We start from the raw sequence: 21,125 nt of genomic DNA, 5'->3' as shown, positions 1-21,125 counted from the left end.
TTGGCCGCTGCGGGTGGGGGCGCATTTGCCGAGCTTGGCAAGATTCTGACGACAGCCGAACTGAAGAAGCTGATTGCTGCCTTCGACATGGGGCAAAGCTGCACTATGGCTGCAAAGCAACTGTCGGGAAGCAAAGTTCAGGCCGTTAGCGCGTTGCTTAGCCAAGCGGGAATGAGCGAGGTCGGGTCAAAGCTTCGGTCCGGGATGTGCAGTGCCGTTCTTGCTGCACGGGAACACTCCCAGGCCGAGATCGAAACCGTTTGGACGATGCCGGCCGGGGCCCAAGTCGCCGGGCTCAGCACTTCTGCGATGTTCCACGAGATCGGCAAGGCCAAGGAGTCCATTGTCGCGTCTACTTTCAATATTCAGCTGACGAGTGCAATGGTTCGAGCGCTACGCGCTGCTGCCGTGCGCGGAGTGGCAGTGACTCTGATGGCGACCCCAGGAGGCCAGCACGGCCCGGCCAATGGCATGATGCATCTCGGTATTCAGCTCAGCCACGAGATTCCTGGCTGCAAGCTGCTAACCCTTGCGGACGCCGCTGACGGTTCCTACCAGGTGCTTCATTCAAAGTTCGTCGTAGTCGACTCCAAGTGGGCCTTCGTCGGAAGTGCCAACTTCAGCGACGCAGCGTCATCCAAGAATGTTGAACTGGGTCTGCAGGTCCAATCGGCAATTCTGGCGCGGAAGATACTCAGGGATGTTCATGCATTCGAAACGCAGGGCGTACTGATCACGGTTTAGCTGAAGTCGGCCTCGCATTAACTCTGGACACGAGACCGGCGCAGCGAGAGATTTCCTCGAAGCGGGCCGTCGATTTGACCGGACCACAGGTTCTTGGCTATATTCCGCATTGAGGGCCGTCAACATCTAGTGCGGGTGAGCTGGTCAGTCTCTACTGGTTGGTGAACCCTATTAGCGTCTCGCGAATCGCTGGGTCACTCAATTGAGTCGACTTTGTTCAATGTTGATTGTCGGAATGAATAGAAACTGGGTAGATGTTGGCGGTCCTCAAATTAATGCCGGCGCCCAAGCGCTTCGTATCGCGCCCCTGGGAGAGCCACGGTGAATAGTAGGCCAGTATTCAAAGGACTTGAGCACCTCGCTTGGTCAGCCGGTGTCCATCCTGACTTTCTGCAGGTCGTTGAGGAGCGCCGTCAAGATCCTTACTACGAGTTCCGATTGCCAAAAAACCGCGGGGGATCCTATCGAACCATTGCGGCTCCTCTCCCCGAACTCGCGAGGGCGCAGAAATGGATCTTGGACAACGTATTGTCAGGTCCTCGAGCGCAGAACTCGAGTTTTGCTTATACAAAAGGCGTTTCTGTCCGGAATTGCGCAAGCGTCCACGCCGGGGCTCGCTGGCTCGTCAAGCTCGACCTTCGAGATTTCTTTCATTCAGTCGACGAAGCCCGAGTGGCACGCATCTTCCTGCGGCACGGCCTTGAAGAGACCGTAGCCGGACAACTCGCAAGACTCTGTACCCGCCGACCGCCGAGTTTTGGCGGACGCGGGCCGCAGATCGCAACTTCCAGGGGTTACTTGCCCCAAGGGGCGCCTACCAGCGGGATGCTTGCCAATCTGGCCGCCGGTGACTTGGACTGCGCAATGTCTCGCTTGGCATGGCGCTACGGGCTTAGATACACAAGATACTCCGACGACTTGACGTTTTCCTCTCGAGGGGAATTCTCACGCTCGGAGGTCTTGGACATCATTAGACGTGCGAGGAGTAAAATTACCGCCGCAGGTTTTCTTATGAACGAAGGGAAGATCAAAGTTAGCCCGCCCGGCTCAAGGCTGGTAGTGCTCGGACTTCTCGTTGATTCTGACAAAGTGCGATTGCAGGGGGACTTCAAGAAGGCCCTCCGATGGCATCACTATGGGGTCTCGCGATTTGGCTTGGAACAGTATTCAGCGTCGAAAGGCTTCGAATCAGGGGCCGACTATATGCTCCACGTCAATGGCCTTTTCTCACACGCTATTGCCATTGAGCCGGAATGGGCGCGGCCGCTTCGCGATTCTTGGACGGCTGCCGCAGTCAGTTATTCACTTCCGCGCTGACGCACTCGAACCAGAATCGACCATGCAAGACACGCGCCGTGCCCGGCCCCAGGCCGGCCCGGGACCAAGTCGTTGAGGCAGTCCATCCGGTCTGGTCATGCGGTCTCCGAGACGGCTGTGGGCCCGTTAGCTGCCTTGAGATATGACGCACGACCCCTTGAACAATCCGGGATGTGAAAGGCCAAGTGGCTGAATACCAGCTGGTCATTCGCCGATTACAGTCCCTCCTGGAGCCGCTCTCAGGAGGCATCGGGTGGGATTTCGCCCCAGAATAGCTCCTGGTCAGGTTCATTTAGGAACCATGCATAGGTACCGGAGGCCAGCTCAGGAAGGTATTTCTTGGCGATGGCATTGTGGCGCGAGAAAAAGACGGAGAGGAAATTGAGCTGCGCCCGGTCGATATCTTGAGTCTCTGCCCATTCCAAGAACTTGAGCTTCCTTCGTTCGTTAACTGGTCCGCTAGTGGCAACTGCCTCGACCACCCAGAACTGAAGTGGCTCGGTTGCCATCTCGACCAAGAGCGCGTCGGGTAGAAGCTTCGAGACGTCGATGCTAATGCCGGCCGATTCTAAGAGAGCTCCGTCAGCCACGAAGACCTTGTCGCCCGGCTCGCTGATGGTCAGTACTGCGGGTTCGCGGAGGCGGAGCGCCGCCCATCCCTCTATGGCGCCCTGCAGTAGCACGGAGGACTTGCCCGGAGCGAGGTGTCGCGTCGTTCCATCGGGCAAGGAAACGCTGATGCTCAGAGCAGCCTTCTCCTGCTTCCGGGCCAGAGCAGCCCGCACTCGGGCTGACCTGCTTAGATGCCGCTCCGACCACCTGACGATAGCTTCGACGAGATCATCCCCTTCAATATGAGGATTAAAGAGCTCCGCAAAACTACGGACGAGCACCCACCGTGCTCCGCTGGAGTTCGTGTCGATTTCCGATAGTGCGGCTATGGCACCATTATCTAGGAGTTGCTGATAGCCGTGCTTTCTAATGCCTTCCCGGTCGCCATACCACTGTTCGATGGAAATGCCCCATTGGGCCATCAGCTTCTGAGTTGCCACTTTCGTCGTTCGCGAGACGCGGAACCATTCGGCACGCTGAGTCGGATCGCCAACTGTGATTAGTTCCTCATTCATCCAAAGAATCGTGGATGGCCGTGCGTAGGACAACGTGCCATCCAGTGCCGCTTCGTCGTCAGGCAGGACGCATCCCGCCCAGATGAGTCCAGCCACAACGGATCCAGCGACGTCGTTCGACATAGATATGCCGAATGCCTCCGGTGGAAAGATTATTTTAAGTCTTTCCCGGCAAAGCTCACGACCAACAACAGGCAAGTAGGGGGACAACATTTTCTCCGGGGTTATGGCGCCGTGACGGCTTTCTTTTGCTAATGACCAGCGAAGCCTTGCCAGGAAGTCCAGACTTTGGCATTCCGGAGGGGCAAGGAACCGATCTCGTACGAACTTACAGCCACAGACCCGACTTGCAGCGCATCACACGAACCGATGTTCCTGTTTGCGGTAACGATTCATCGCCGCACGGAAACAAACGCACGGAAAGCAAGCACGTCACAACACTAGTTCGCAGCACGCTGACCCGATTCTTGACACCCGCGGGACCCACAAACCGGCGTGCGCTTGGGTCCGCACCGAGGACGCGTCTCGACATTTCCAGGGCGTGCTGCCTCCGGCCGCAGACCCTGACGCGGCATCCCCGCCTCGCCGGGGAGCAACAAGAGGCGGCGCCCTTGGCTCGGAATGTCCCCAGTCTCCATTCGAAGAGTGGGTCCAGTTTCTCCTGCTTTTTGGGAGACTTGCACTGCGGGGTCCATGGACCCTCTGTTCGCCGCACTGACATGCGCAGAACTATGCCACCAGCAAAGCGCTGTTTCACCAGCATTCACGGTGAGCGACTTGGCGGTGCGCGACTTGGCCAGAATCCCGACCTGTGTAGCACCTGGTTCTCATCCCCGTGCACGTGCCGTGCGAAGAGACGCGCCCGATTGCCCTAGAAGCGCGTGTTGCCGCCTACATTTGACCAGTCATAGGGGCCAAGGAAACGACTGCCGTTCAGGTGGATCATATGCGTGGGTTCGTCAGCGTTCCAAGCCTCTGTCTCCCAGGCCAGGTCGCTGAGGAACTTCCGCATGGTGGCTCGGTCGGGGAAACACGAGACATAAACGAGTCCGGCGCTGCTGCCGCCGAACAGCGATTTCAACTCGGCATAACGTTTGGCATCAACCGGGCCGTGAGAACTTGCTGCTTCCATGAGGAACAGCCAGTTCCTCTCCGGCATGTACACGACCAGATCGGGGAGCTTGCCGTGATAATCCACAGTCACGCCAAGCTGGGCAAGGGCAGCTTCGTCGAAGATTGCCATTTTGGCGTCTGCGTCACCCACATAGATCACATGGCCGCCGGGCGTGAACATCGGGCAGAACTCCTCGATCATCTGTTTGATCAGGATGTTCTGTCCCCCGGCGCTCAGTGTGAACTCTTCCCCACTTGGCAGGGTAATGGGGATTCGGGCCATGGTCCGGGCAGCGGCGTACTTAACAACGAGGCCAGGTGACTCTGTGACGTAGTCAACAACATGCGCATCGAAATTTTCGGAGCCGAACGCCTGCACAAGCTTCAACGCCTCGGCACCCACACGGTAGTTGTTCAGAGAGGAGTTGACGGGACGCCCTGGATCGTCGGCGTTGTACTCGACCATCCCGCCCTCGATAAACTGGTGGAGGGTGAACCGTCGAAACGTTTCACGAGAATTCGGGGCGTAATCGACATCATAGTTTTCTCGAATCCATCCCATGATGGCGTGCGTACCCAGCATCGGATTCTGCGCCTCGGCCCACGGCGTTGTCGGCTTCAGCTGGAGAAGAGCGAGCAAAGTCAGGGCCGACCTCTTGTTCGTTCGTTGCTTATCGAAGCCCAACGCACCCAATATAGCTTGTGCCTCTTCGATCCGCGCCCCATTGTTCATGCTGCTGCCACCATTCCCATCATGTCGTTGACCATTTTGTCTATTTCGTCCTGCTCCGGAAGTGCGGCGCAGCGTCCTTCTCCGAGCATGATAAGTGACTCTCGAGAGGGGAATCGCATCGACCGTAGGTCCGTTGCGTTGACCTGAGTGTGTCCCGAGAATGTCCGGAAGTAGTTGTCCACGACTGACGAGTTGAGCCAAAGCGACAAGCCGACGGCAAGAGCTGGATCCAACCCCTCACCCGCTGAGTGGATGTAGTTAGTTTTGTTGTCTATCGCGACAGGACTTGTACCGTTCTGGCCTGGTGTCCACACGGCGGCCACTATTCTGCGTCTCTCTTCCTTGGCAGAGAATCGCTTGATAATTACGTACGTGCCGCTGGGGAGGAGTAGCTTTGAGTCCTTGTCATCAACACACGTGAACCACTGGGCCTTCGCCGCCGCCTTCGGGTGCTCGATTACTCCGCGTTGGAAATTGGCGGGGTAGACCATTGGGTAGCTGGCTTCTTTTCTGCCCGTCGTGAGCTGGTCACGGGAGCGAAAATCCACCACCTTACCTGTGCTCACCGCTACGTGTAGATCGGCAAGTGTCGCCGGCAATCCCAGCATCGAGCCAACTGTCCCGGCATCATTTTCCTCGATTGGTATGCGGATGAATTGGTTGGCATCCTCGGGATGAACGATGTCGGACGTTGGCACGATCCGTTGGCGAATTTCATGCTTGTGACCAGTGGACGCGGAAAGGACAGTTGTCTCGTTATGGCCCCCGCGGGTTGCTGCGAAGATGATGTTTTCCTGTAGGACACCGGTATCGCTAAAGACAGTCGAACGGGAGTCGAAGACGTGGATTCGGTCTAGCGCCAGTCGTTGTAGGAAGAAATTCCGGAACCGACCAAAGTAAGTGCCATTGGTGAAGCTCCGAGGGGTGATCGCGACTAGCTGACCGTCCGCGGCCAGGGACAAGGCCCCCATTCCCAGAAAGGCTGCATAGAGGTTTGGAGCTTCTACACCCTGAGCGGAGAGGAGTTTTCGGTACCGCGACCGGGCTTCCAGCTTCAGGTATGGAGGATTCATCACAACAATGTCGTATAGGGCTCTTCCAGGGTGCTCTAAGTAGTCGTCGATGACGATCGTGTAATCGACGTGTATCCCCGCCACTTTCGCCGTTTCTACGCAGTCGCGCAGAGTCTCTTGGAGCCCCGGCGCCATCGTCTCATCCAGCTCTATGCAGGTTATGTCGAGGCTAACTGCCGAGCCTTCGTCAATAACGCGCTGCACTAGAGCTGCCGCAAGAGATCCGACGCCAGCGCCTGGGTCAAGAACACGAACGTGCCCCTGGGAGGGCAGGCGAGGAAACGATGCAATCAGTTCAGCGGCCAGCTTTGGAGTAAAGAATTGGCCGAGCCGGCTTTGTTGCTCTGTACCTTGAAGGGGGGACAGTGCGACCGTGCGCCTCAGTTCGGTGCGGCCCATCAGACTCGTTTCGTTCATGGCTTCAGTTTTTCATACGGGTATGACAACGGCGGACTGACAGCCGCGTGCGCATGCCATTGTGGTGGGGAATACAGGCTGCGTTCTCGTAGTCAGCCAGCAGGGAAGGGTTAGGGTGAGCCTCGCAGCCAGGGTGCGCAAACTGGCTAGAAAGTCCGGGCAATGCTGTCATCGTCTAGAACCCATTGGGAGGGTCCCAAGGAGACAGACAAATGCACCACGCGGCCGGCGGCCAGCAGGTCCTCCGTGATCTGGCCGCCGGACTGCCCGGTGCCCACCACCAGCACGGCACCGTCAGGCAGCTGCTGCGGGTTGCGGGATTTCGTGGCTGTGGAGCTGGGGCACATGCCCCGGGAGACCGGCGGACGCCGCAGGGATCCTCGGGCGCTGGAAGGCACCGTTCGCCAGGACCAAGTTCTCTGCCGTGAAACGCCCGCCGGCGGTCTCCACGCTGAAATGGCCGCCCGCCCTGGCGATCCGGGTGGCTTCCGTGTCCAGCTGCGCCGGCGCGGCGATCCGCTGCGCATAATCGCGGAACAGGTCAATGACGGCGTCGCGGGGGAGGAAGGCATCCGGCTAGGGATCGTCGTGGGTCAACCCGGGCAGCATGAACGAGAAGTTGGGCGTGTTCAGGTAGAACGAGTCCCATCGGTCCTGCCGGCCCCACCCAGGGCATCCCGCCGCTCCAGCACCGGGTGCTCCACGCCGTGCCGGGTGAGCCAGTAACTGGTCGCCAGCCCCGCCTGGCCGGCCCCGATGACCAGAGTGTTGATACCTTGCGGAGTCTGACTTCCGGCGTTTGGGTCGGAGATTGCGGGTATGGCCCCGCACCGAAAGCGGCGCGGGCTGGCCGGCTCTTTAAGCCCCAAGGTCCGGTTCCCCCAAAGTGGGGGACAATGGAAGTCCCGACCATGAAAGCGGGCCACCTTGATTAGTCCCCAGCAGGATGCCGACGGCTTCAGCCGGCTAACTCCATGGAACTGAGCGGCGCTGGCCATCTCGATCCGCTGCTGTATCCGTGGGACCCGCCCGTGGCCTCGGGTGTCATGGACGGCAATGAATTCCGGCCCCTTGAGCCTTCAGCTGGACTGGATGAAGCCCTCGCGCAAGCTAGCGCGGCACCGCTGGAAGCCCGTTCCCTGGTGGTCGCCATCGGCTCGAATTCAAGCGCCGACGTGATGCGGCGGAAATTCGCCAACTACCACCAGCCTGTCAGCGGGGTCCTCCCGCTGGTCCGGGGGCAGCTCTACAACATCGCCGTTGGCCACTCCGCCCATGTGAGCAAGGCCGGCTACATCGCCGCCGCCCCGTATCCAATGCTGGGAGAGTGCACAGCGGTCTGGCTTTCGTGGCTGGACGATGCCCAACTGATGGCCCTCGACGAAACGGAGCCCAACTACCGGCGGATCCAGCTCGACGCCGAAGCCTGCGCGCTCGTGGCGGACCACGGGGAACGTCCGGAGGAGTTTTCGCTGTTCACCTCGCGCTGGGGCGTGCTGACCGACGGCGACGGCGGGAAGCTTCCCTTCCTCGACCAGCCTGCCCTGTTCGGGCTCCTCGCCGGCAGCGGCACCGGGGACCTCCTGGAGGAGGGGAAGTCCGTGTTCGACGGGCCGCCGGAGCTTGTGGCCGAGCAACTCGCGGTGCCCTCGGTCCAGGCATGGGCCAGGGACTGGTTCAGCTCGGCCGGCCTCGCCGCACCGGTGGACTTCGACGGGCTTTGCACAGGGTAGCTACCCCTCTGGAACTCCGCCCTCACCGGGCGGCGAAGTTCCCGGCGATGTGCTGCGCAATGTATTCGGCATCGCGGCCCACGCCCGCCACGATGGACGAGCCGTGCCCGGTCAGCCATGGCAGCCCGACGGCGTACAAGCCCGGGTGTTCGGTGACGCCGCGGCGGTGCCGGGGGTAGTTCCATTCGTCCAGCACCGGGATGTCCAAGATGCTGAAGTCCAGCCGGTAGCCCGTGGCCCAGAGGACCGACGTGACGTGGGCGGCTTCGAGGTTCAGCCGCGCCGGCTCCGAAGGAAGCCAGTCGTCCTTGCGCGGCGGTTCCGGCTCCGGTGCCGACATGCCGGCGGCGGCAATAAAGCTGTCGAACATCGGCTTCATCCGCTGGTAGAACGCCGCCTCCACCGGGCCCAGGCGTTCCGGAAGGTCATCACTGAAGACGAGGTGGCCGTCGTGGGCTGCTTCCAAATGGCCGTGCAGCCGGACGCCGCGCCGGCCGAGGTCCCGCAGGTGGATGTCGTGGCCGCCGTCGGCGCCGGACACCAGCGGGTTACAGGCGAACCTCGCCGCGGGGGAGGACAGATGCCCCACGGTGAGGCCGTTCAGTCCGTAGTCGGGGCCGAATTGTGCAAGCTGCATCATCCAAAAGAGGAGGTCCTGGCCGCGGTACCGGCGCGGTGCTTCCGGGCACGTGGATACCGCTAGGTGGATTTCGCGGTCGGCGGCGAGGAGTTCCTCGGCGATCTGGCCGCCGGACTGGCCGGTGCCAACGATCAGCACGGCGCCGTCGGGCAGTTGGCCCGGGTTGCGGTAGCTGTCGGTGTGAAGTTGCAGGATGTGGCTCGGCAGTTGCGCCGACACTGCGGGGATTTTCGGTTCCTGGTAACCGCCGATAGCGAGCACGACGTTCCGGGCCCGCCAGCTTCCCTGGGTTGTGGCCACGTTGAAGCCGCCGCCCTCCGCGGGCGCGATCCGCGTGACCTCCGCACCCGTCCTGACCGGAGCGCCGATGCTCGCCGCATAGTGCAGGAAATGGCCGATGAGCTCATCTCGCAGCATGAATGCCTCCGGGGCGGGGGCCGTCATACGGCATGCAGGGTAGCGCGAGCGAGAAGTTCGGCGTGTTCAGGCAAAACGCGTCCCACCGGTCCTGCACGCCCCGCCCAGCGTTTCGCGCCGTTCCAGCAACTGATGTTCGACGCCGGCCCGGCTTAGCCAGTAGCTCGTGGCCACGCCAGCCTGCCCGGCCTCGATGATAAGGGTGTTGACGCTTTGCGGAGCCGCAGGTCGGGCGGCTGCTTCGGGGAACGGCACGTCGGTCGCCGTCGGGGTCTCCATGGTTCTTCTCCCGTAGCCAAGGTGCAGGGCTGGCTTTGTTGGCAGGATATATCCGCAGGGCCACCGCCTACAGCAGATTCTGGGCAGTCCTTTCCTGCACCTGCAGCCGGAATCCCTAGAGAAGTACGGCCTGAACGCGGAAACGGTCAGAGGACACGAATTGCGCGTCCTCTTACCGTTGCCGGGTCGCAGGGGTTGGACTGCGTCGGGGGTGCCGAATTTCTAGTGGAAGAAGATCCGCGTTAGTGCTGGATGCCGAGGACTGAATGCGCGATCAGCATGTCTAGGCGGCGCACATCAACCTTCTTACCCGTCTTAATTTTGATATGCCCGGCGCGGGTCCAAAGCTCCAGCTCTGCATCGAGATCAAATCTCCCGGCGTTCTCTGATGACCACATGTTGATGTGGGAATAGGGCAGCGAGTACACCTCCACCTTCTTGCCAGTCAGACCCTGGGCGTCGCGGACGATCATGCGCTTGGTTGTAAAGATGGCGCTATCCCGGAACGTCTTGTACGCGGCCACCGGCTGCTCGCCCGGCACCATTAGTTCCGCGACGTCGTTGGGAATCGGACATTCGTCGACGAACATCCACGTGGTCACTGCTGCTGCTTCCAAGGGGGTGGCTCCTTTTCGTGTGGTCAAGCCTCGGAGTTCAGTGTTACAAAGGCATGCCGGGCCGTCGTGACCTGCAATCGGCGTGTCGCGATGGCGCCCTTCATATTCAGGAAGGGTTCGCGAAATTTTCGGTGAGGTCCCCGTTGTCAGCGGATCCGGGACATCTGGGACAGGCAGGGCGACAACACATACCGATGCTCGACGTATCGCCTACAACTTAGGCAAACGGCTGCCGTTCGCCGACGGCGACCGCATCCTCAAGGGTTACGTACGTCCGCCGTCGTCGTTCCAGTCTTTCCCGCTGGCCTGGCGACGGGATGTGGGCGCCTTTCGCGCGGTTGCACCTGCTGCACGCGGCGACGAAGTTCCGCAGGCTGGTGGATCCGCCCTTGGACCACGGGTAGAAATGGTCACCGTGTTCCGCAGGGCGGGAACAACGGCGGCGGAAGCCGGCCTCCATCTCGCACTGGCCTTCTGCCCGCGACATGCCTTCGCGGCGCTGCTGGCGGGTGAAGCGCCGGACCGGGTCGCGGCGCTTCACGTCCCTCGCCCGGATGACCGACGCGCTAATGGTCAGGACGACGGCGAGTACGCCAGGAAGAGCGACGGCCGCCAGCACGCCGTCGAACATCCCTGTAAAGATGGCTGTGACGGTCGTGGGTGGTCGTACCTCAGTTGCGTTCCCGGAACGCGCCACGATCGACAGGATGGCTTCGGCGAAGATCCACACCGTCAACGCGGCCATGGCCAACCGGAGTAATTGGCGCGTCCAGTAGATGCGTTTCAATTCAAGCATTTGGTCTCCCCCATAAGGACTCCGGCAACGTGAAGACGGGCGGCGTCCCGCTCGCTGTGACAGATCGTACCTTCGCTGGCGCTACGGGGAGGCGGTGCCTCTCCAAGCGGGGCGTTTCGCAGAGGGTGTTCTGGTTCAGTGCGGACTGCGCTAGCTTTTTTCTATGGCCATGGGCCAGCAACGGTGCTCTGACCCCCTACAGGAATTTCTACTCAGAAGGAGGGGGAACGGTCATGAATCGACGAACCAAAATCTTCTTTGGTGTGATCGTCCTGTTGCTCGTTGTTGGCGCGGTGACATTATTTGCCGTCGACAACACAAAAAGGAACGGGGCCGCGGAGTACAACCCGCAGATCAACCCAGCAGACTTCACCACCGAAATCACCAACAAATACTTCGCCCTCCCTGTCGGCAAGAAACTGACGTACGAGACCACTGAGCAAGGAAGAGTCACCGAGAGGATCGAGATCGAAATCCTGCCGGATACGAGGAACATAGAGGGTGTGGAGACGGTGGTCTATCTCGACAAGGAGTACAAGGACGGGCAGCTCGTAGAGGAAACCCGGGATTATCTGGCGCAACACAAAAACGGCGACGTCTGGTACTTCGGCGAGGACGTGGACAACTACTCGAATGCCATCTTGTTGAACCACTCCGGCAGCTTTCTCCATGGAAAAGACGGCGCAAAAGCCGGCATCTGGATGAAGGCCGAGCAACGCGTCGGCGATTCCTACAGGCAGGAATCTTACGTTGGTCACGCGGAAGACATGCGGGACACCGTAGCTACCGGCGAGACCGTCTCCACCAAGTCAGGCACGTACACCGACTGCGTCAAGGTCTACGACTGGACACCGCTTGAAAAGAGCTCCCGGGAGTATAAGTTTCACTGCCCCCAGATCGGTGCGCTGGCCCTTACCGAGGACCTGGAAACCGGCAGCCGATCAGAACTCGTGAATGTTGTCCTGCCCTAGTCGTCCTACTTTTTGGGCCGGGACTTAGAAGCCTTCGGCTCCTTCGGCGGCAGCCCGGCCACGTGCTCGAATGCTTTCTCCACCCAGGCTTTGGCCCGCGCTTCGTCGCCGTCGCCCTCGGCGTTCCAGACCTCCGGTAATCCGGTATAGCCGCCCATAGGGCGCTCCGGCGGCCCGAACGGAACGGTCCGCTCGGTGCCTTCCAGCATCTCCTTGTCCGCATCGGCCAGCTTCACGCCGATGGTGGGGCCGAACAGGCCGGCGAACATGTTGCCGTGCACGAACGCCCCCAGGTTTCCGAACATCGGCTTGATGACCACCTCGGGATGATCAGGCAGCACCGAGCGGAAGTGTTCCTTGTCGGCGTCGGACGCTTTGGGCATTTCCATGGGTCTACCTCCGGTAACTGACGGTCACGGACTGGTCTTCCTGCAGGATATGCCCGCGGCCGGGCGCGGGACAGGCGGGCGCGCAGAGGGCTGGCGCGGTGCCGCTACGGGCCCCGCGCATGTCGGCTCGCCGGGGCCGTGGTAATTGGTGTCCGGAATCTCCTGTATGGTTGATCCTGTTGTTGTGTTTATGCAGTTCGTAGTTCAGGCAGTACGCATGGTCGAAAGCCCATGTTCTTCTGAAGCAGCGGTTTTGAGCACCCCAAACAGGAGGACCCGAAAGTCGGGACAGTTCCTCCACCTTCACGAAGGACAAAAATAATGGCTACTGGTACCGTCAAATGGTTTAACGCTGAAAAGGGCTTCGGCTTCATTTCCCCCGATGACTCCTCACAGGACGTTTTCGCACACTACTCTGCGATCAACTCCTCCGGCTTCCGCTCCCTCGAAGAGAACCAGAAGGTCTCCTTCGAAACCGAGCAGGGCCCCAAGGGTCCCCAGGCCACCAACATCCAGGCTATCTAATTTCCTTTTAGATACCCGGGACCGTTAGGTTTCGAGCAGGGCCCGTCTTCGGACGGGCCCTGCTTTTGTTTAACCCACCTGTGCCTCCAAGACGAGGACGACGACGGCGGCGCGGCACCGCCGTCGTCCGCCCGCCGCGCCGTCGCGGTCCTCATGCGGGCCAGGGCACCCCGTGCACGGTCCCGCGCCACGTCTGCGGCTAGTCGTCCCGGGGGATGAGGATCCACAACGCGACATAGACGAACTCACCCACACCGAACAAGCCGAAGAACATGAACCCGAGCCGGACAAAAGCCCGGGGGACTTCGAAGCGGTCGGCCAAGGCAGCGCACACACCTGCGAAGATTTTGCCGCGTCTGGGGCGAACCAAGGTTGCTGACATTTCGCTACCGTAGCACCAGGCGCCCGCCTAGTCAGCAGTGTCTTTCGCCCCTGCCGCCCAGTGCCGCAGCACGCGCCACAGCACGCGCCGCGGCCCGGCGTCAGAGCTGGCCGCGGCGCGCCAGGTACGTGTTCAGCGCCGGGTTGTCGATATCCTTGGCCAGCCACGGGATGGTCTCCGCCGCGGCGGCGTCGCCCAGGACCGCCCGGTGCGAGTGCGCCCGGACCACCAGTTCGCGCAAGGCGCCGCGGCTGGCCATGGTGCCCAGCCGGTCGGCGTAGTCCCGGGCGGCGGGGGAGCCGGCGTCGATCGCGACCTCGGCGGCCGTGTCCAGCAGCCGCGCCCGGTACCAGAGATACCAGGGGGTGGTGTCGAGCCCCCGCTTCAGCCAGGATTCGGCCGCGGCCTGATCGTCCAGCGCCATACTGAGCCGGGCCTTGGCCCCGGCGGCGAGGGTCAGGTAGCAGTGGTCGCCGGCGACGTCGGCCATCACCCACGAGCGGTCGATCAGGGGAGCGGCGTCCTGCAGCCGGCCTGCGGCGAGGTACGTCTCGCCGCGGAGCCCGGCGACGAACGGCTCAAACGCCGTCCAGTGCTCGGCCGCGATAAGTTCCTGCGCCCGGTCCAGACATTCGGCCGCCGGCTCCAAATTCCCGCGCAGCAGATGCACCCGGCCGGCCAGAGCCGTACTGAACGCTAGTAGGCGGCGGCCGCCCGCGGCGGTTGCAAGCCGGCTCGATTCGGCCAGTGCCGCCAGCGCCTCACCGTAGTGCGCGGTGTCCGAGGCCGCCATGCCCTGGATGGCCAGGATCCTGGAGCGTTCGTCGTCGAACCCGTCCGCAGCCCGGGCCGCCTGCTCCAGCCAGCTGGCCGCCCGGTCCGGAATGCCCCGCTGCACCGACAGGTACCCCAGCTCCCGGTACGCGGCCGCCGCCACCCGCGACGCCGGCCGCCCTGAACTCCGTCCCGCCGACGCCAGCGACTCGGGATCCAACCCTTCCGACTTCAAAGCCCTGTGCAGGAGGTCGGCCACCTCGGCGCCGCGGCCGCCAGCCTGATGGATCAGGGCCCCGGACAAGGTGACCAGGGATTCGGCGAGCAGATGATGGTCGCCGGTCCGTTGCGCGATCTCGGCTGCGAGGCGTAACTGCTCCAGCCCGCGGTCCACGGAGCCTGCCGAGAGCGAGGCCTCGGCGGCGTCGAGGTAGGACCGCACGGCGGCCGAACTGGCCGGCAGCCCGGGCTCGGCTGGGGGCGCCGCGTCGGACAGTGCCCGGCGCACCTCCGCGGGCACGCCGAGCCCGAGCTCCCGGCGGTAGAGCTCGCGGCACTTGTCGGCCTGCTCCCGCGCCCGCCGGTAGTCGCCCAGGGCGAGCATGGCCTTGATCAGCACGGCGTGGCAGTCGGCGTTGAAGGGGTCAAGGTGCAGCGCGCGGGTGGCGAGGTCGACGGCGTCGTCCGCCCTTCCGGCCGCCAGCGCGGCGAGCGATGCCTCGTAGAGCAGCGTCAGGACGGCGTTCTCGAGCCGGTGCCGCTGGTCCTCCAGCCAGGACTCGAACGCCGGGCATTCTTCGAAGGCGAGTCCCTCCAGGAGGTCGCCATCGAAGGTGCGGGGGTCGGCGCCGCCGGCTGGCTGCAGGGCGGCAAGCACATCGCAGTTCCAGCCGGCCGGCAACACGAGCCGCAGCGGGTCGCCGCCGACCGAATCCGCGCCGAGGGTCCGGCGCAGCTCGGAGAGATTCCAGCGCAGGGCGCCGAGGGGGTCCTCGGCGTCGGGGAACAGGAGGGCCGCCGTCCGGGCCCGGCCGGTGCCGCCCGGTTGCAGCGCGAGGTAGGCCAGCACAGCCCACGCCTTGCGGCCCCGGGGCTGCCGGGGTGCGGTGCCAACGGACTCGATCCTGGGCGGACCGAGGAGCCGAATCCAAGTCTCGGCCATATGAGTCATGCTACGCCGCTGGTGGGGGAGCGGGAGGGGCAGACGGTGAGCGTGCGGCGGGAGAGCGACGGCGCCTGGCCGGCGCATGATCGGAGCCGAAGGGAGCCGGAAGCGGGCGGAAACCAAAGCAGAAAATGCTCACACGGTGGCTCACACGGTGGGTGCGGAAACTGGACATGTCCCCACAAAAGGACCGGAAACCTGAACCCCAGCCGCAAACTAAACCCGCACCGACCGCCCGGGATTCCGGCCCAACAAACCTGATCCATCATCAGCCCCAACAACCAGCTCCATCACTCGCCCGAGGTGCTCTTCACATGGAATTTGCCGCTTTCCTGCTCGCCGGACTCCTGGTCTTCGCAGCCGTCGCCACCATCGTCGCGGTCGTCCGCGACGGCCGGGGCCACACCCCTCCCATCCGGTCCACCCGCCCCTGGATGGCAGGCAACCTGCCCAGCGAACCGTACGCATCCCTGCGGTCTCTCCAGGGCTGACCGAATCTCAACGGCCGCACGCCAGTAACCGCACGGGCCTGACCCCCACCTCAAGCATGGGAGGCGGGGGCCAGGCCCGACGTCGTGCGGTGTCTTTGCGGAGTTCAGCGCTTCGTGGCGTCCTGTGATCGCCGGGTGTCGCTCTAGTGGGCTTGAGGTTGGCTTGCATCGCAGGGGTTCCAAGGACGTAGTTGGCGCTCTTGAATCTGAAGAGTGCCGGATGTCAGATGGTCTCAGACAACCACCCCGGAGGAGGTCGCCATGACGGTCGCTTTCAACCACACCATCGTCTACGCAACGGATAAGCGGCGGTCGGCGAAGTTCCTGGCCAACGTGCTCGGACTGCCGGAACCCCAAGCCATGTGGTCCTTCATGACCGTTCCCCTTGACCACGGGGTGGCCCTCGATTTCGCCACGGCGGACCGGCCCATCGCCCCGCAGCACTACGCCTTCCTGGTCAGCGAGGAGGACTTCGACGGTATCTTCGCAAGGATCCAGGCCGAGGGCATCCCCTATTGGGCGGACCCGGGACGGTCCCGCCCACAGCAGATCAACCACAACGACGGCGGACGCGGCGTCTACTTCGCGGATCCTGACGGGCATTTCCTTGAGGCAATCACGCGCCCGTACGGATCGGGTGCTGCATGACGTCCCAGGTTCGCCGTCACGGCCACCGGGACCGCCGAGATCCTTGCGCGGCACGATGGCATCGGCGAGGATGAACGCGATTCACCGTGCGGCAAACCGTGCTGCAAACAAGGAGTCGACGCGAATGACCAAGTATTTGATCTCGTTTCCGAGTGCCGCCATGGTCTTTCCTGACGAAGAGCTGCAGGCTGTTTCGGATGCGTCGCACGCGGTCGTTCAGGAGGCGAAGGACGCCGGCGTCTGGGTGTTTGGCGGCGGCATTGATGAGGGCATCCCGCCCGTCATGGTCGATGGCGACGGGACCGTGAGCGAGGGCACTTACCCGCAGACGACGCAGCTCGAAGGCGGCTACTCGGTGCTGGAGCTGCCCTCCTACGATGCGGCCTTGGAGTGGGCCGCGAAGATCGCGGCCGCCTGCCGTTGCGCGCAGGAGGTGCGCGCTTTCCAGTACGACCCCGCCAGCTAGGTGCACTGCGCGGCGGAGGAGGCTTACACTGACCTCTGGTGGGCGCCGGGGGAGGGCACGTGTCAAGACGACATCTTTGTGGGGCGGTAGTGGTGGCTTTCGGGCTGGCCTTGGCCGGATGCTCTGGATCCACCCAGCCCGGTCTAACCTTCACTTCGCCCACCGTGCGTGCGGCACCCTCAACCCCGAGTCCTCAGCCGAGGCCGTCCATCGCCCACGACGGCAACGTGAAGGGAAACAGCGCGGTGAGCGTAACCGTGGCACCTGACATCTTCGACCAGCAGGGCGAGAGGTACGAGGAAGGACTGGGTGACGGGTGGGAAACGTCACCCGGGTTCCTTGTCGAGACCGACGACCAGGACAAGGCCGCCGCGGCGTTGTATGCCGCGGGAGGGCGCTTTATGTCGGTGGACCAGAACGGCAAGGAACTGAGCCCCGCCGAAATGACTGGCGACTACCCCCAGTACACGCCAAACTACGTCTCCGATGTCTATCTGACCGAACTTGGCCCCATGATTTGGACTGACACTAAAGGCGAACTCTCGATAGGCATGGCGGAGAGGATGCTGCTCATACTGGAGGCCGAACTCCGGTCCCAGGGGATCACGGCCCATGTGACTGCTCCACCGGCTGACCTCTCACTCGACGGCACGCCCATCTGGCGGCCTCCCACCGAGACCGCCGTGCACGCGGGAGCTGACGTGAAGGCGCCGACGAACGAATAGCGGCGGCGGGAGAACCTCGGGGCACCGTTCCCCGCCCGGACCGGCGGGGAACGCCGACGTCGTCGGTCAAGTGTCTAGACACCCGCAGTGGCGCGGGAGCATCCTAAACGTGTGCGCGTTTCGGGAGGAGAGCGGCCACGGGGCGGGGAGATCCCGTCCCGGCCGGGGAATCCTGGGGAGCCGGTGGACCGCTGGCAGTCCCACTTTCCAGGCGTGCGGACACGATCGGCGAGGGAACCGGGGACCAGATCATGGACGAAACATCCGATACGCGGCAAAGGCTGTCCAACCGCATCGATCAGAAGCAACGGGACCTTCAGTCCTACCTCGGCAGGGAACGACCCCGGCGCTCCCGGCTGGCCGGCATCAGCATCGTGGGCAGTGCGCTGGCCGCCGCGTTCACGGTCGGCCCCGCCGCCGGTGGCACGGGGTTCACCGAAGCGGTGGCGAACATCTTCAACCTGGCGGACGACTCGATTGTGTGGCGGGGACTGTGTCTGCTGGCGGTGATCTGCTCCGTTGCCGCGGCGCTGGCCACGAACTTTGCCACGTCCCGTTCCGTGGCGGACCGTGTGAGCGCAGCCGAGACCGCCAGTGCCCAGCTGGAGGGGCTGCAGGTCGCGCTGAACTTCGGCCACATCGAGATCGACGAGGCCGTCAAGCTGTACCAGCAATACGCCACGCAGGTGGCGTTCGTGGAGGCCTCTCCGGCGGGGTGAACTGTTCCTTCAAGCAGCGGCTCAACAGAGAGCACAAGCGCTCGGGTCGCCCTGCAGCTACCCCTGCAATCCAGTCCCTGTTGTCAGCCCTCAAGAATCAGTTCGACTTCCACGTCCACCTCATCGCCGGCGTGGATGCCGGCTGCGGTTCTGATGGCCTTCTTGACGGGGAGGAGGTACGAGTTGGTCCTGCTGTCCGGGAAGAGCGACGTCGACCACCGCTGCCCGGCGATGCAGGCCCTCACCTTCACCGAACCGAAGCCCTTCCGGAATGGGGCGGCCTGGTCCTTGAGCTGCTCCGCCAGGTCCGGCGGCAAGGTGATGAAGTGCCAGCCTGCCTGCTCGGGGTAGTGCCACAGCTCGGCTCGGAACGTGTACGACGTCGTCACGCTCTGAGTATGGCACCGGGAGCGGAGCCTCGTGCTGTGCGCGTGTGACCCACTCCATAGAAGCCCGACGCCGGCCGGCCGGCCTTTGGGGGCGGCCAGGGGTGCCGAAATCCGCGCGGTTCCGGGAATGTGACGCCATGGAACCCCTTCAGGGGGCCGATTTGTGCAGGGTCCTCCCGGCGTGTAAAGTAATTCGAGTCGCCGCCGCTGATGCGGAAAGAAAGCGACCGACCCCCTTCTAAACAGCCTGAAAATGGTTCGCGAATTTGCGTGCTAAACAACGGCGGGGACCTTCTTGGATGAATGTAAATCGCAGAAATGCGAATTTGCAAAGACCTCCGAGATCGGGTAAGTTTGAAAAGTTGCTCCGGAGCGATCCTTGACTGATTGTTGGTTGTGGTGGTGCCGGGTGTGTCTGTTGTTTGAGAACTCAATAGTGTGCCAAGTTTGTTGATACCAATTTATTGTATTGAATTGGTTGAATTTGCCGGGCCCGCCACCCCGTGGTGTGSATCCCGTTTTCCCGGGGGCGCATGTTGTGTCTGTTTTACTTCAACGGAGAGTTTGATCCTGGCTCAGGATGAACGCTGGCGGCGTGCTTAACACATGCAAGTCGAACGATGATCCGGTGCTTGCACCGGGGATTAGTGGCGAACGGGTGAGTAACACGTGAGTAACCTGCCCTTAACTCTGGGATAAGCCTGGGAAACTGGGTCTAATACCGGATATGACTCCTCATCGCATGGTGGGGGGTGGAAAGCTTTATTGTGGTTTTGGATGGACTCGCGGCCTATCAGCTTGTTGGTGAGGTAATGGCTCACCAAGGCGACGACGGGTAGCCGGCCTGAGAGGGTGACCGGCCACACTGGGACTGAGACACGGCCCAGACTCCTACGGGAGGCAGCAGTGGGGAATATTGCACAATGGGCGCAAGCCTGATGCAGCGACGCCGCGTGAGGGATGACGGCCTTCGGGTTGTAAACCTCTTTCAGTAGGGAAGAAGCGAAAGTGACGGTACCTGCAGAAGAAGCGCCGGCTAACTACGTGCCAGCAGCCGCGGTAATACGTAGGGCGCAAGCGTTATCCGGAATTATTGGGCGTAAAGAGCTCGTAGGCGGTTTGTCGCGTCTGCCGTGAAAGTCCGGGGCTCAACTCCGGATCTGCGGTGGGTACGGGCAGACTAGAGTGATGTAGGGGAGACTGGAATTCCTGGTGTAGCGGTGAAATGCGCAGATATCAGGAGGAACACCGATGGCGAAGGCAGGTCTCTGGGCATTAACTGACGCTGAGGAGCGAAAGCATGGGGAGCGAACAGGATTAGATACCCTGGTAGTCCATGCCGTAAACGTTGGGCACTAGGTGTGGGGGACATTCCACGTTTTCCGCGCCGTAGCTAACGCATTAAGTGCCCCGCCTGGGGAGTACGGCCGCAAGGCTAAAACTCAAAGGAATTGACGGGGGCCCGCACAAGCGGCGGAGCATGCGGATTAATTCGATGCAACGCGAAGAACCTTACCAAGGCTTGACATGGGCCGGACCGGGCTGGAAACAGTCCTTCCCCTTTGGGGCCGGTTCACAGGTGGTGCATGGTTGTCGTCAGCTCGTGTCGTGAGATGTTGGGTTAAGTCCCGCAACGAGCGCAACCCTCGTTCCATGTTGCCAGCGCGTAATGGCGGGGACTCATGGGAGACTGCCGGGGTCAACTCGGAGGAAGGTGGGGACGAGGATTGGGGTCTGCAACTCGACCCCATGAAGTCGGAGTCGCTAGTAATCGCAGATCAGCAACGCTGCGGTGAATACGTTCCCGGGCCTTGTACACACCGCCCGTCAAGTCACGAAAGTTGGTAACACCCGAAGCCGGTGGCCTAACCCCCTTGTGGGAGGGAGCTGTCGAAGGTGGGACTGGCGATTGGGACTAAGTCGTAACAAGGTAGCCGTACCGGAAGGTGCGGCTGGATCACCTCCTTTCTAAGGAGCACCTACAACTTTCCCTGCCGGGCGTTATGTCCGTGTGGTGGGGTTGTCAGGAGTACGCCCGTTGCGCAGACGCTAGTTCTGCGGCGGGTGCTCACGGGTGGAATATCAACAAATAGGTGCCTGGCGGCACAGGCCGGCAGTTAGTACGGATGCTCTCTTGAGGGGGTCCTGGAACGCACGCCGGAATGAGCTGTTGGGTAGTGTTTGGCACACTGTTGGGTCCTGAGGCAACAGGACCATGGCGCGGCCGCGTTGTCCTTCCCTTTGGGGGAGGGTGCGTGGTGGTGGTGTGGGACTTGTGTTTCTGGTTTCCTGGCTGCACCGATCACACGGTTGTTCTGCTCCCTTGGGGGTGGGGTGTGTGTGGGGTGTGTGGTACGGGGTTGTTGTTTGAGAACTACATAGTGGACGCGAGCATCTTTTATAAGAAGCAATTTCCAAGAATATGAACCTGGATCTGATCCGTGATTGTGCTGCCGCCTTTGGGTGGTGGTTGGT

24 protein-coding genes and 1 rRNA gene are annotated in these 21,125 nt (G+C 62.2%); 11 read left to right on the top strand and 14 right to left on the bottom strand.

Annotated features, from left to right (window positions below; genetic code table 11):
* Together AC1DDH_RS16310 and AC1DDH_RS16305 are read left to right on the top strand one after the other, a co-directional pair.
* Positions 1–744, top strand: a complete 744-nt coding sequence (locus AC1DDH_RS16310) for a phospholipase D-like domain-containing protein (protein WP_476955835.1) — start codon at positions 1–3, stop codon at positions 742–744.
* A gap of 321 nt (positions 745–1,065) precedes the next feature.
* Complete coding sequence (locus tag AC1DDH_RS16305) at positions 1,066–2,061, top strand: reverse transcriptase family protein (RefSeq protein WP_476955834.1); 996 nt, start codon at positions 1,066–1,068, stop codon at positions 2,059–2,061.
* A 239-nt stretch (positions 2,062–2,300) separates the two neighbouring features.
* On the opposite strand, the gene AC1DDH_RS16300 is transcribed toward AC1DDH_RS16305, so the two are convergent.
* The 6 genes from AC1DDH_RS16300 to AC1DDH_RS16275 all read right to left on the bottom strand — a co-directional run bounded on the left by AC1DDH_RS16300 (position 2,301) and on the right by AC1DDH_RS16275 (position 7,522).
* Complete coding sequence (locus AC1DDH_RS16300) at positions 2,301–3,188, bottom strand: BsuBI/PstI family type II restriction endonuclease (protein ID WP_476955833.1); 888 nt, start codon at positions 3,186–3,188, stop codon at positions 2,301–2,303.
* 871 nt (positions 3,189–4,059) lie between these two features.
* Positions 4,060–5,034 carry a BsuBI/PstI family type II restriction endonuclease gene (locus tag AC1DDH_RS16295; RefSeq protein WP_476955832.1) on the bottom strand — a complete coding sequence of 325 codons (975 nt, stop codon included), beginning with the start codon at positions 5,032–5,034 and terminating at the stop codon, positions 4,060–4,062.
* A complete protein-coding gene (locus AC1DDH_RS16290) occupies positions 5,031–6,524 on the bottom strand; it encodes an Eco57I restriction-modification methylase domain-containing protein (protein WP_476955831.1) in 1,494 nt (497 codons plus the stop codon). Before AC1DDH_RS16290 ends, AC1DDH_RS16295 begins: the two co-directional genes overlap by 4 nt.
* Before the next feature lie 146 nt (positions 6,525–6,670).
* Positions 6,671–6,871 carry a SidA/IucD/PvdA family monooxygenase gene (locus tag AC1DDH_RS16285; protein WP_476955830.1) on the bottom strand — a complete coding sequence of 67 codons (201 nt, stop codon included), beginning with the start codon at positions 6,869–6,871 and terminating at the stop codon, positions 6,671–6,673.
* Positions 6,819–7,022, bottom strand: coding sequence for a hypothetical protein (locus AC1DDH_RS16280; protein ID WP_476955885.1), 204 nt, complete (start codon positions 7,020–7,022; stop codon positions 6,819–6,821). Before AC1DDH_RS16280 ends, AC1DDH_RS16285 begins: the two co-directional genes overlap by 53 nt.
* A gap of 131 nt (positions 7,023–7,153) precedes the next feature.
* Positions 7,154–7,522, bottom strand: a complete 369-nt coding sequence (locus tag AC1DDH_RS16275; RefSeq protein WP_476955829.1) for an NAD(P)-binding protein — start codon at positions 7,520–7,522, stop codon at positions 7,154–7,156.
* Here AC1DDH_RS16275 and AC1DDH_RS16270 point away from each other — a divergent pair.
* The gene (locus tag AC1DDH_RS16270; protein WP_476955828.1) at positions 7,499–8,257 is read left to right on the top strand and encodes a hypothetical protein; all 759 of its coding nucleotides are present in this window, start codon (positions 7,499–7,501) and stop codon (positions 8,255–8,257) included. The genes AC1DDH_RS16275 and AC1DDH_RS16270 overlap by 24 nt on opposite strands.
* 22 nt (positions 8,258–8,279) lie before the next feature.
* On the opposite strand, the gene AC1DDH_RS16265 is transcribed toward AC1DDH_RS16270, so the two are convergent.
* The 4 genes from AC1DDH_RS16265 to AC1DDH_RS16250 all read right to left on the bottom strand — a co-directional run bounded on the left by AC1DDH_RS16265 (position 8,280) and on the right by AC1DDH_RS16250 (position 11,006).
* Complete coding sequence (locus AC1DDH_RS16265; RefSeq protein ID WP_476955827.1) at positions 8,280–9,341, bottom strand: NAD(P)-binding domain-containing protein; 1,062 nt, start codon at positions 9,339–9,341, stop codon at positions 8,280–8,282.
* 39 nt (positions 9,342–9,380) lie between these two features.
* Positions 9,381–9,593: an NAD(P)-binding protein gene (locus tag AC1DDH_RS16260; protein ID WP_476955826.1), complete on the bottom strand. Its 213-nt coding sequence runs from the start codon at positions 9,591–9,593 to the stop codon at positions 9,381–9,383.
* 242 nt (positions 9,594–9,835) lie between these two features.
* A complete protein-coding gene (locus AC1DDH_RS16255; RefSeq protein ID WP_476859791.1) occupies positions 9,836–10,210 on the bottom strand; it encodes a PH domain-containing protein in 375 nt (124 codons plus the stop codon).
* A 217-nt stretch (positions 10,211–10,427) separates the two neighbouring features.
* Positions 10,428–11,006: an HNH endonuclease gene (locus AC1DDH_RS16250; protein WP_476955825.1), complete on the bottom strand. Its 579-nt coding sequence runs from the start codon at positions 11,004–11,006 to the stop codon at positions 10,428–10,430.
* A gap of 233 nt (positions 11,007–11,239) precedes the next feature.
* Here AC1DDH_RS16250 and AC1DDH_RS16245 point away from each other — a divergent pair, with 233 nt between their 5' ends.
* Positions 11,240–11,977, top strand: coding sequence for a hypothetical protein (locus AC1DDH_RS16245; RefSeq protein WP_476955824.1), 738 nt, complete (start codon positions 11,240–11,242; stop codon positions 11,975–11,977).
* Between the two features lie 5 nt (positions 11,978–11,982).
* Here AC1DDH_RS16245 and AC1DDH_RS16240 read toward each other — a convergent pair whose 3' ends face one another.
* Positions 11,983–12,366, bottom strand: coding sequence for a TfoX/Sxy family protein (locus AC1DDH_RS16240; protein WP_476955823.1), 384 nt, complete (start codon positions 12,364–12,366; stop codon positions 11,983–11,985).
* A gap of 321 nt (positions 12,367–12,687) precedes the next feature.
* On the opposite strand from AC1DDH_RS16240, the gene AC1DDH_RS16235 reads away from it, so the two are divergent.
* Complete coding sequence (locus AC1DDH_RS16235) at positions 12,688–12,891, top strand: cold-shock protein (protein WP_011690916.1); 204 nt, start codon at positions 12,688–12,690, stop codon at positions 12,889–12,891.
* Between the two features lie 199 nt (positions 12,892–13,090).
* Here AC1DDH_RS16235 and AC1DDH_RS16230 read toward each other — a convergent pair whose 3' ends face one another.
* Complete coding sequence (locus AC1DDH_RS16230) at positions 13,091–13,273, bottom strand: PspC domain-containing protein (protein WP_028275253.1); 183 nt, start codon at positions 13,271–13,273, stop codon at positions 13,091–13,093.
* A 100-nt stretch (positions 13,274–13,373) separates the two neighbouring features.
* Complete coding sequence (locus tag AC1DDH_RS16225; protein ID WP_476955822.1) at positions 13,374–15,209, bottom strand: AfsR/SARP family transcriptional regulator; 1,836 nt, start codon at positions 15,207–15,209, stop codon at positions 13,374–13,376.
* 317 nt (positions 15,210–15,526) lie between these two features.
* Here AC1DDH_RS16225 and AC1DDH_RS16220 point away from each other — a divergent pair, with 317 nt between their 5' ends.
* The 5 genes from AC1DDH_RS16220 to AC1DDH_RS16200 all read left to right on the top strand — a co-directional run bounded on the left by AC1DDH_RS16220 (position 15,527) and on the right by AC1DDH_RS16200 (position 18,261).
* The gene (locus AC1DDH_RS16220) at positions 15,527–15,703 is read left to right on the top strand and encodes a hypothetical protein (protein ID WP_164468546.1); all 177 of its coding nucleotides are present in this window, start codon (positions 15,527–15,529) and stop codon (positions 15,701–15,703) included.
* 261 nt (positions 15,704–15,964) lie between these two features.
* Complete coding sequence (locus AC1DDH_RS16215; RefSeq protein WP_243182015.1) at positions 15,965–16,351, top strand: VOC family protein; 387 nt, start codon at positions 15,965–15,967, stop codon at positions 16,349–16,351.
* A 124-nt stretch (positions 16,352–16,475) separates the two neighbouring features.
* On the top strand, positions 16,476–16,817 hold the full coding sequence (locus AC1DDH_RS16210; protein ID WP_476859800.1) for a YciI family protein: 342 nt from the start codon (positions 16,476–16,478) through the stop codon (positions 16,815–16,817).
* Between the two features lie 245 nt (positions 16,818–17,062).
* Positions 17,063–17,542: a hypothetical protein gene (locus tag AC1DDH_RS16205; protein ID WP_476955821.1), complete on the top strand. Its 480-nt coding sequence runs from the start codon at positions 17,063–17,065 to the stop codon at positions 17,540–17,542.
* A 251-nt stretch (positions 17,543–17,793) separates the two neighbouring features.
* Positions 17,794–18,261: a hypothetical protein gene (locus tag AC1DDH_RS16200; RefSeq protein ID WP_223915857.1), complete on the top strand. Its 468-nt coding sequence runs from the start codon at positions 17,794–17,796 to the stop codon at positions 18,259–18,261.
* Between the two features lie 83 nt (positions 18,262–18,344).
* Here AC1DDH_RS16200 and AC1DDH_RS16195 read toward each other — a convergent pair whose 3' ends face one another.
* The gene (locus tag AC1DDH_RS16195) at positions 18,345–18,650 is read right to left on the bottom strand and encodes a DUF1905 domain-containing protein (protein WP_476955820.1); all 306 of its coding nucleotides are present in this window, start codon (positions 18,648–18,650) and stop codon (positions 18,345–18,347) included.
* Positions 18,651–19,202: 552 nt separating this feature from the next.
* Between AC1DDH_RS16195 and AC1DDH_RS16190 the strand changes: the two genes are divergently transcribed.
* Positions 19,203–20,618: ribosomal RNA gene (locus AC1DDH_RS16190) — 16S ribosomal RNA — on the top strand.
* Positions 20,619–21,125 lie beyond the last annotated feature (507 nt).

It is taken from the genome of Arthrobacter sp. 10T425 (assembly GCF_056393985.1).
The sequence above is the reverse complement of the archived record's forward strand: the minus strand, read 5'-3'. Positions and strand labels throughout refer to the sequence as shown.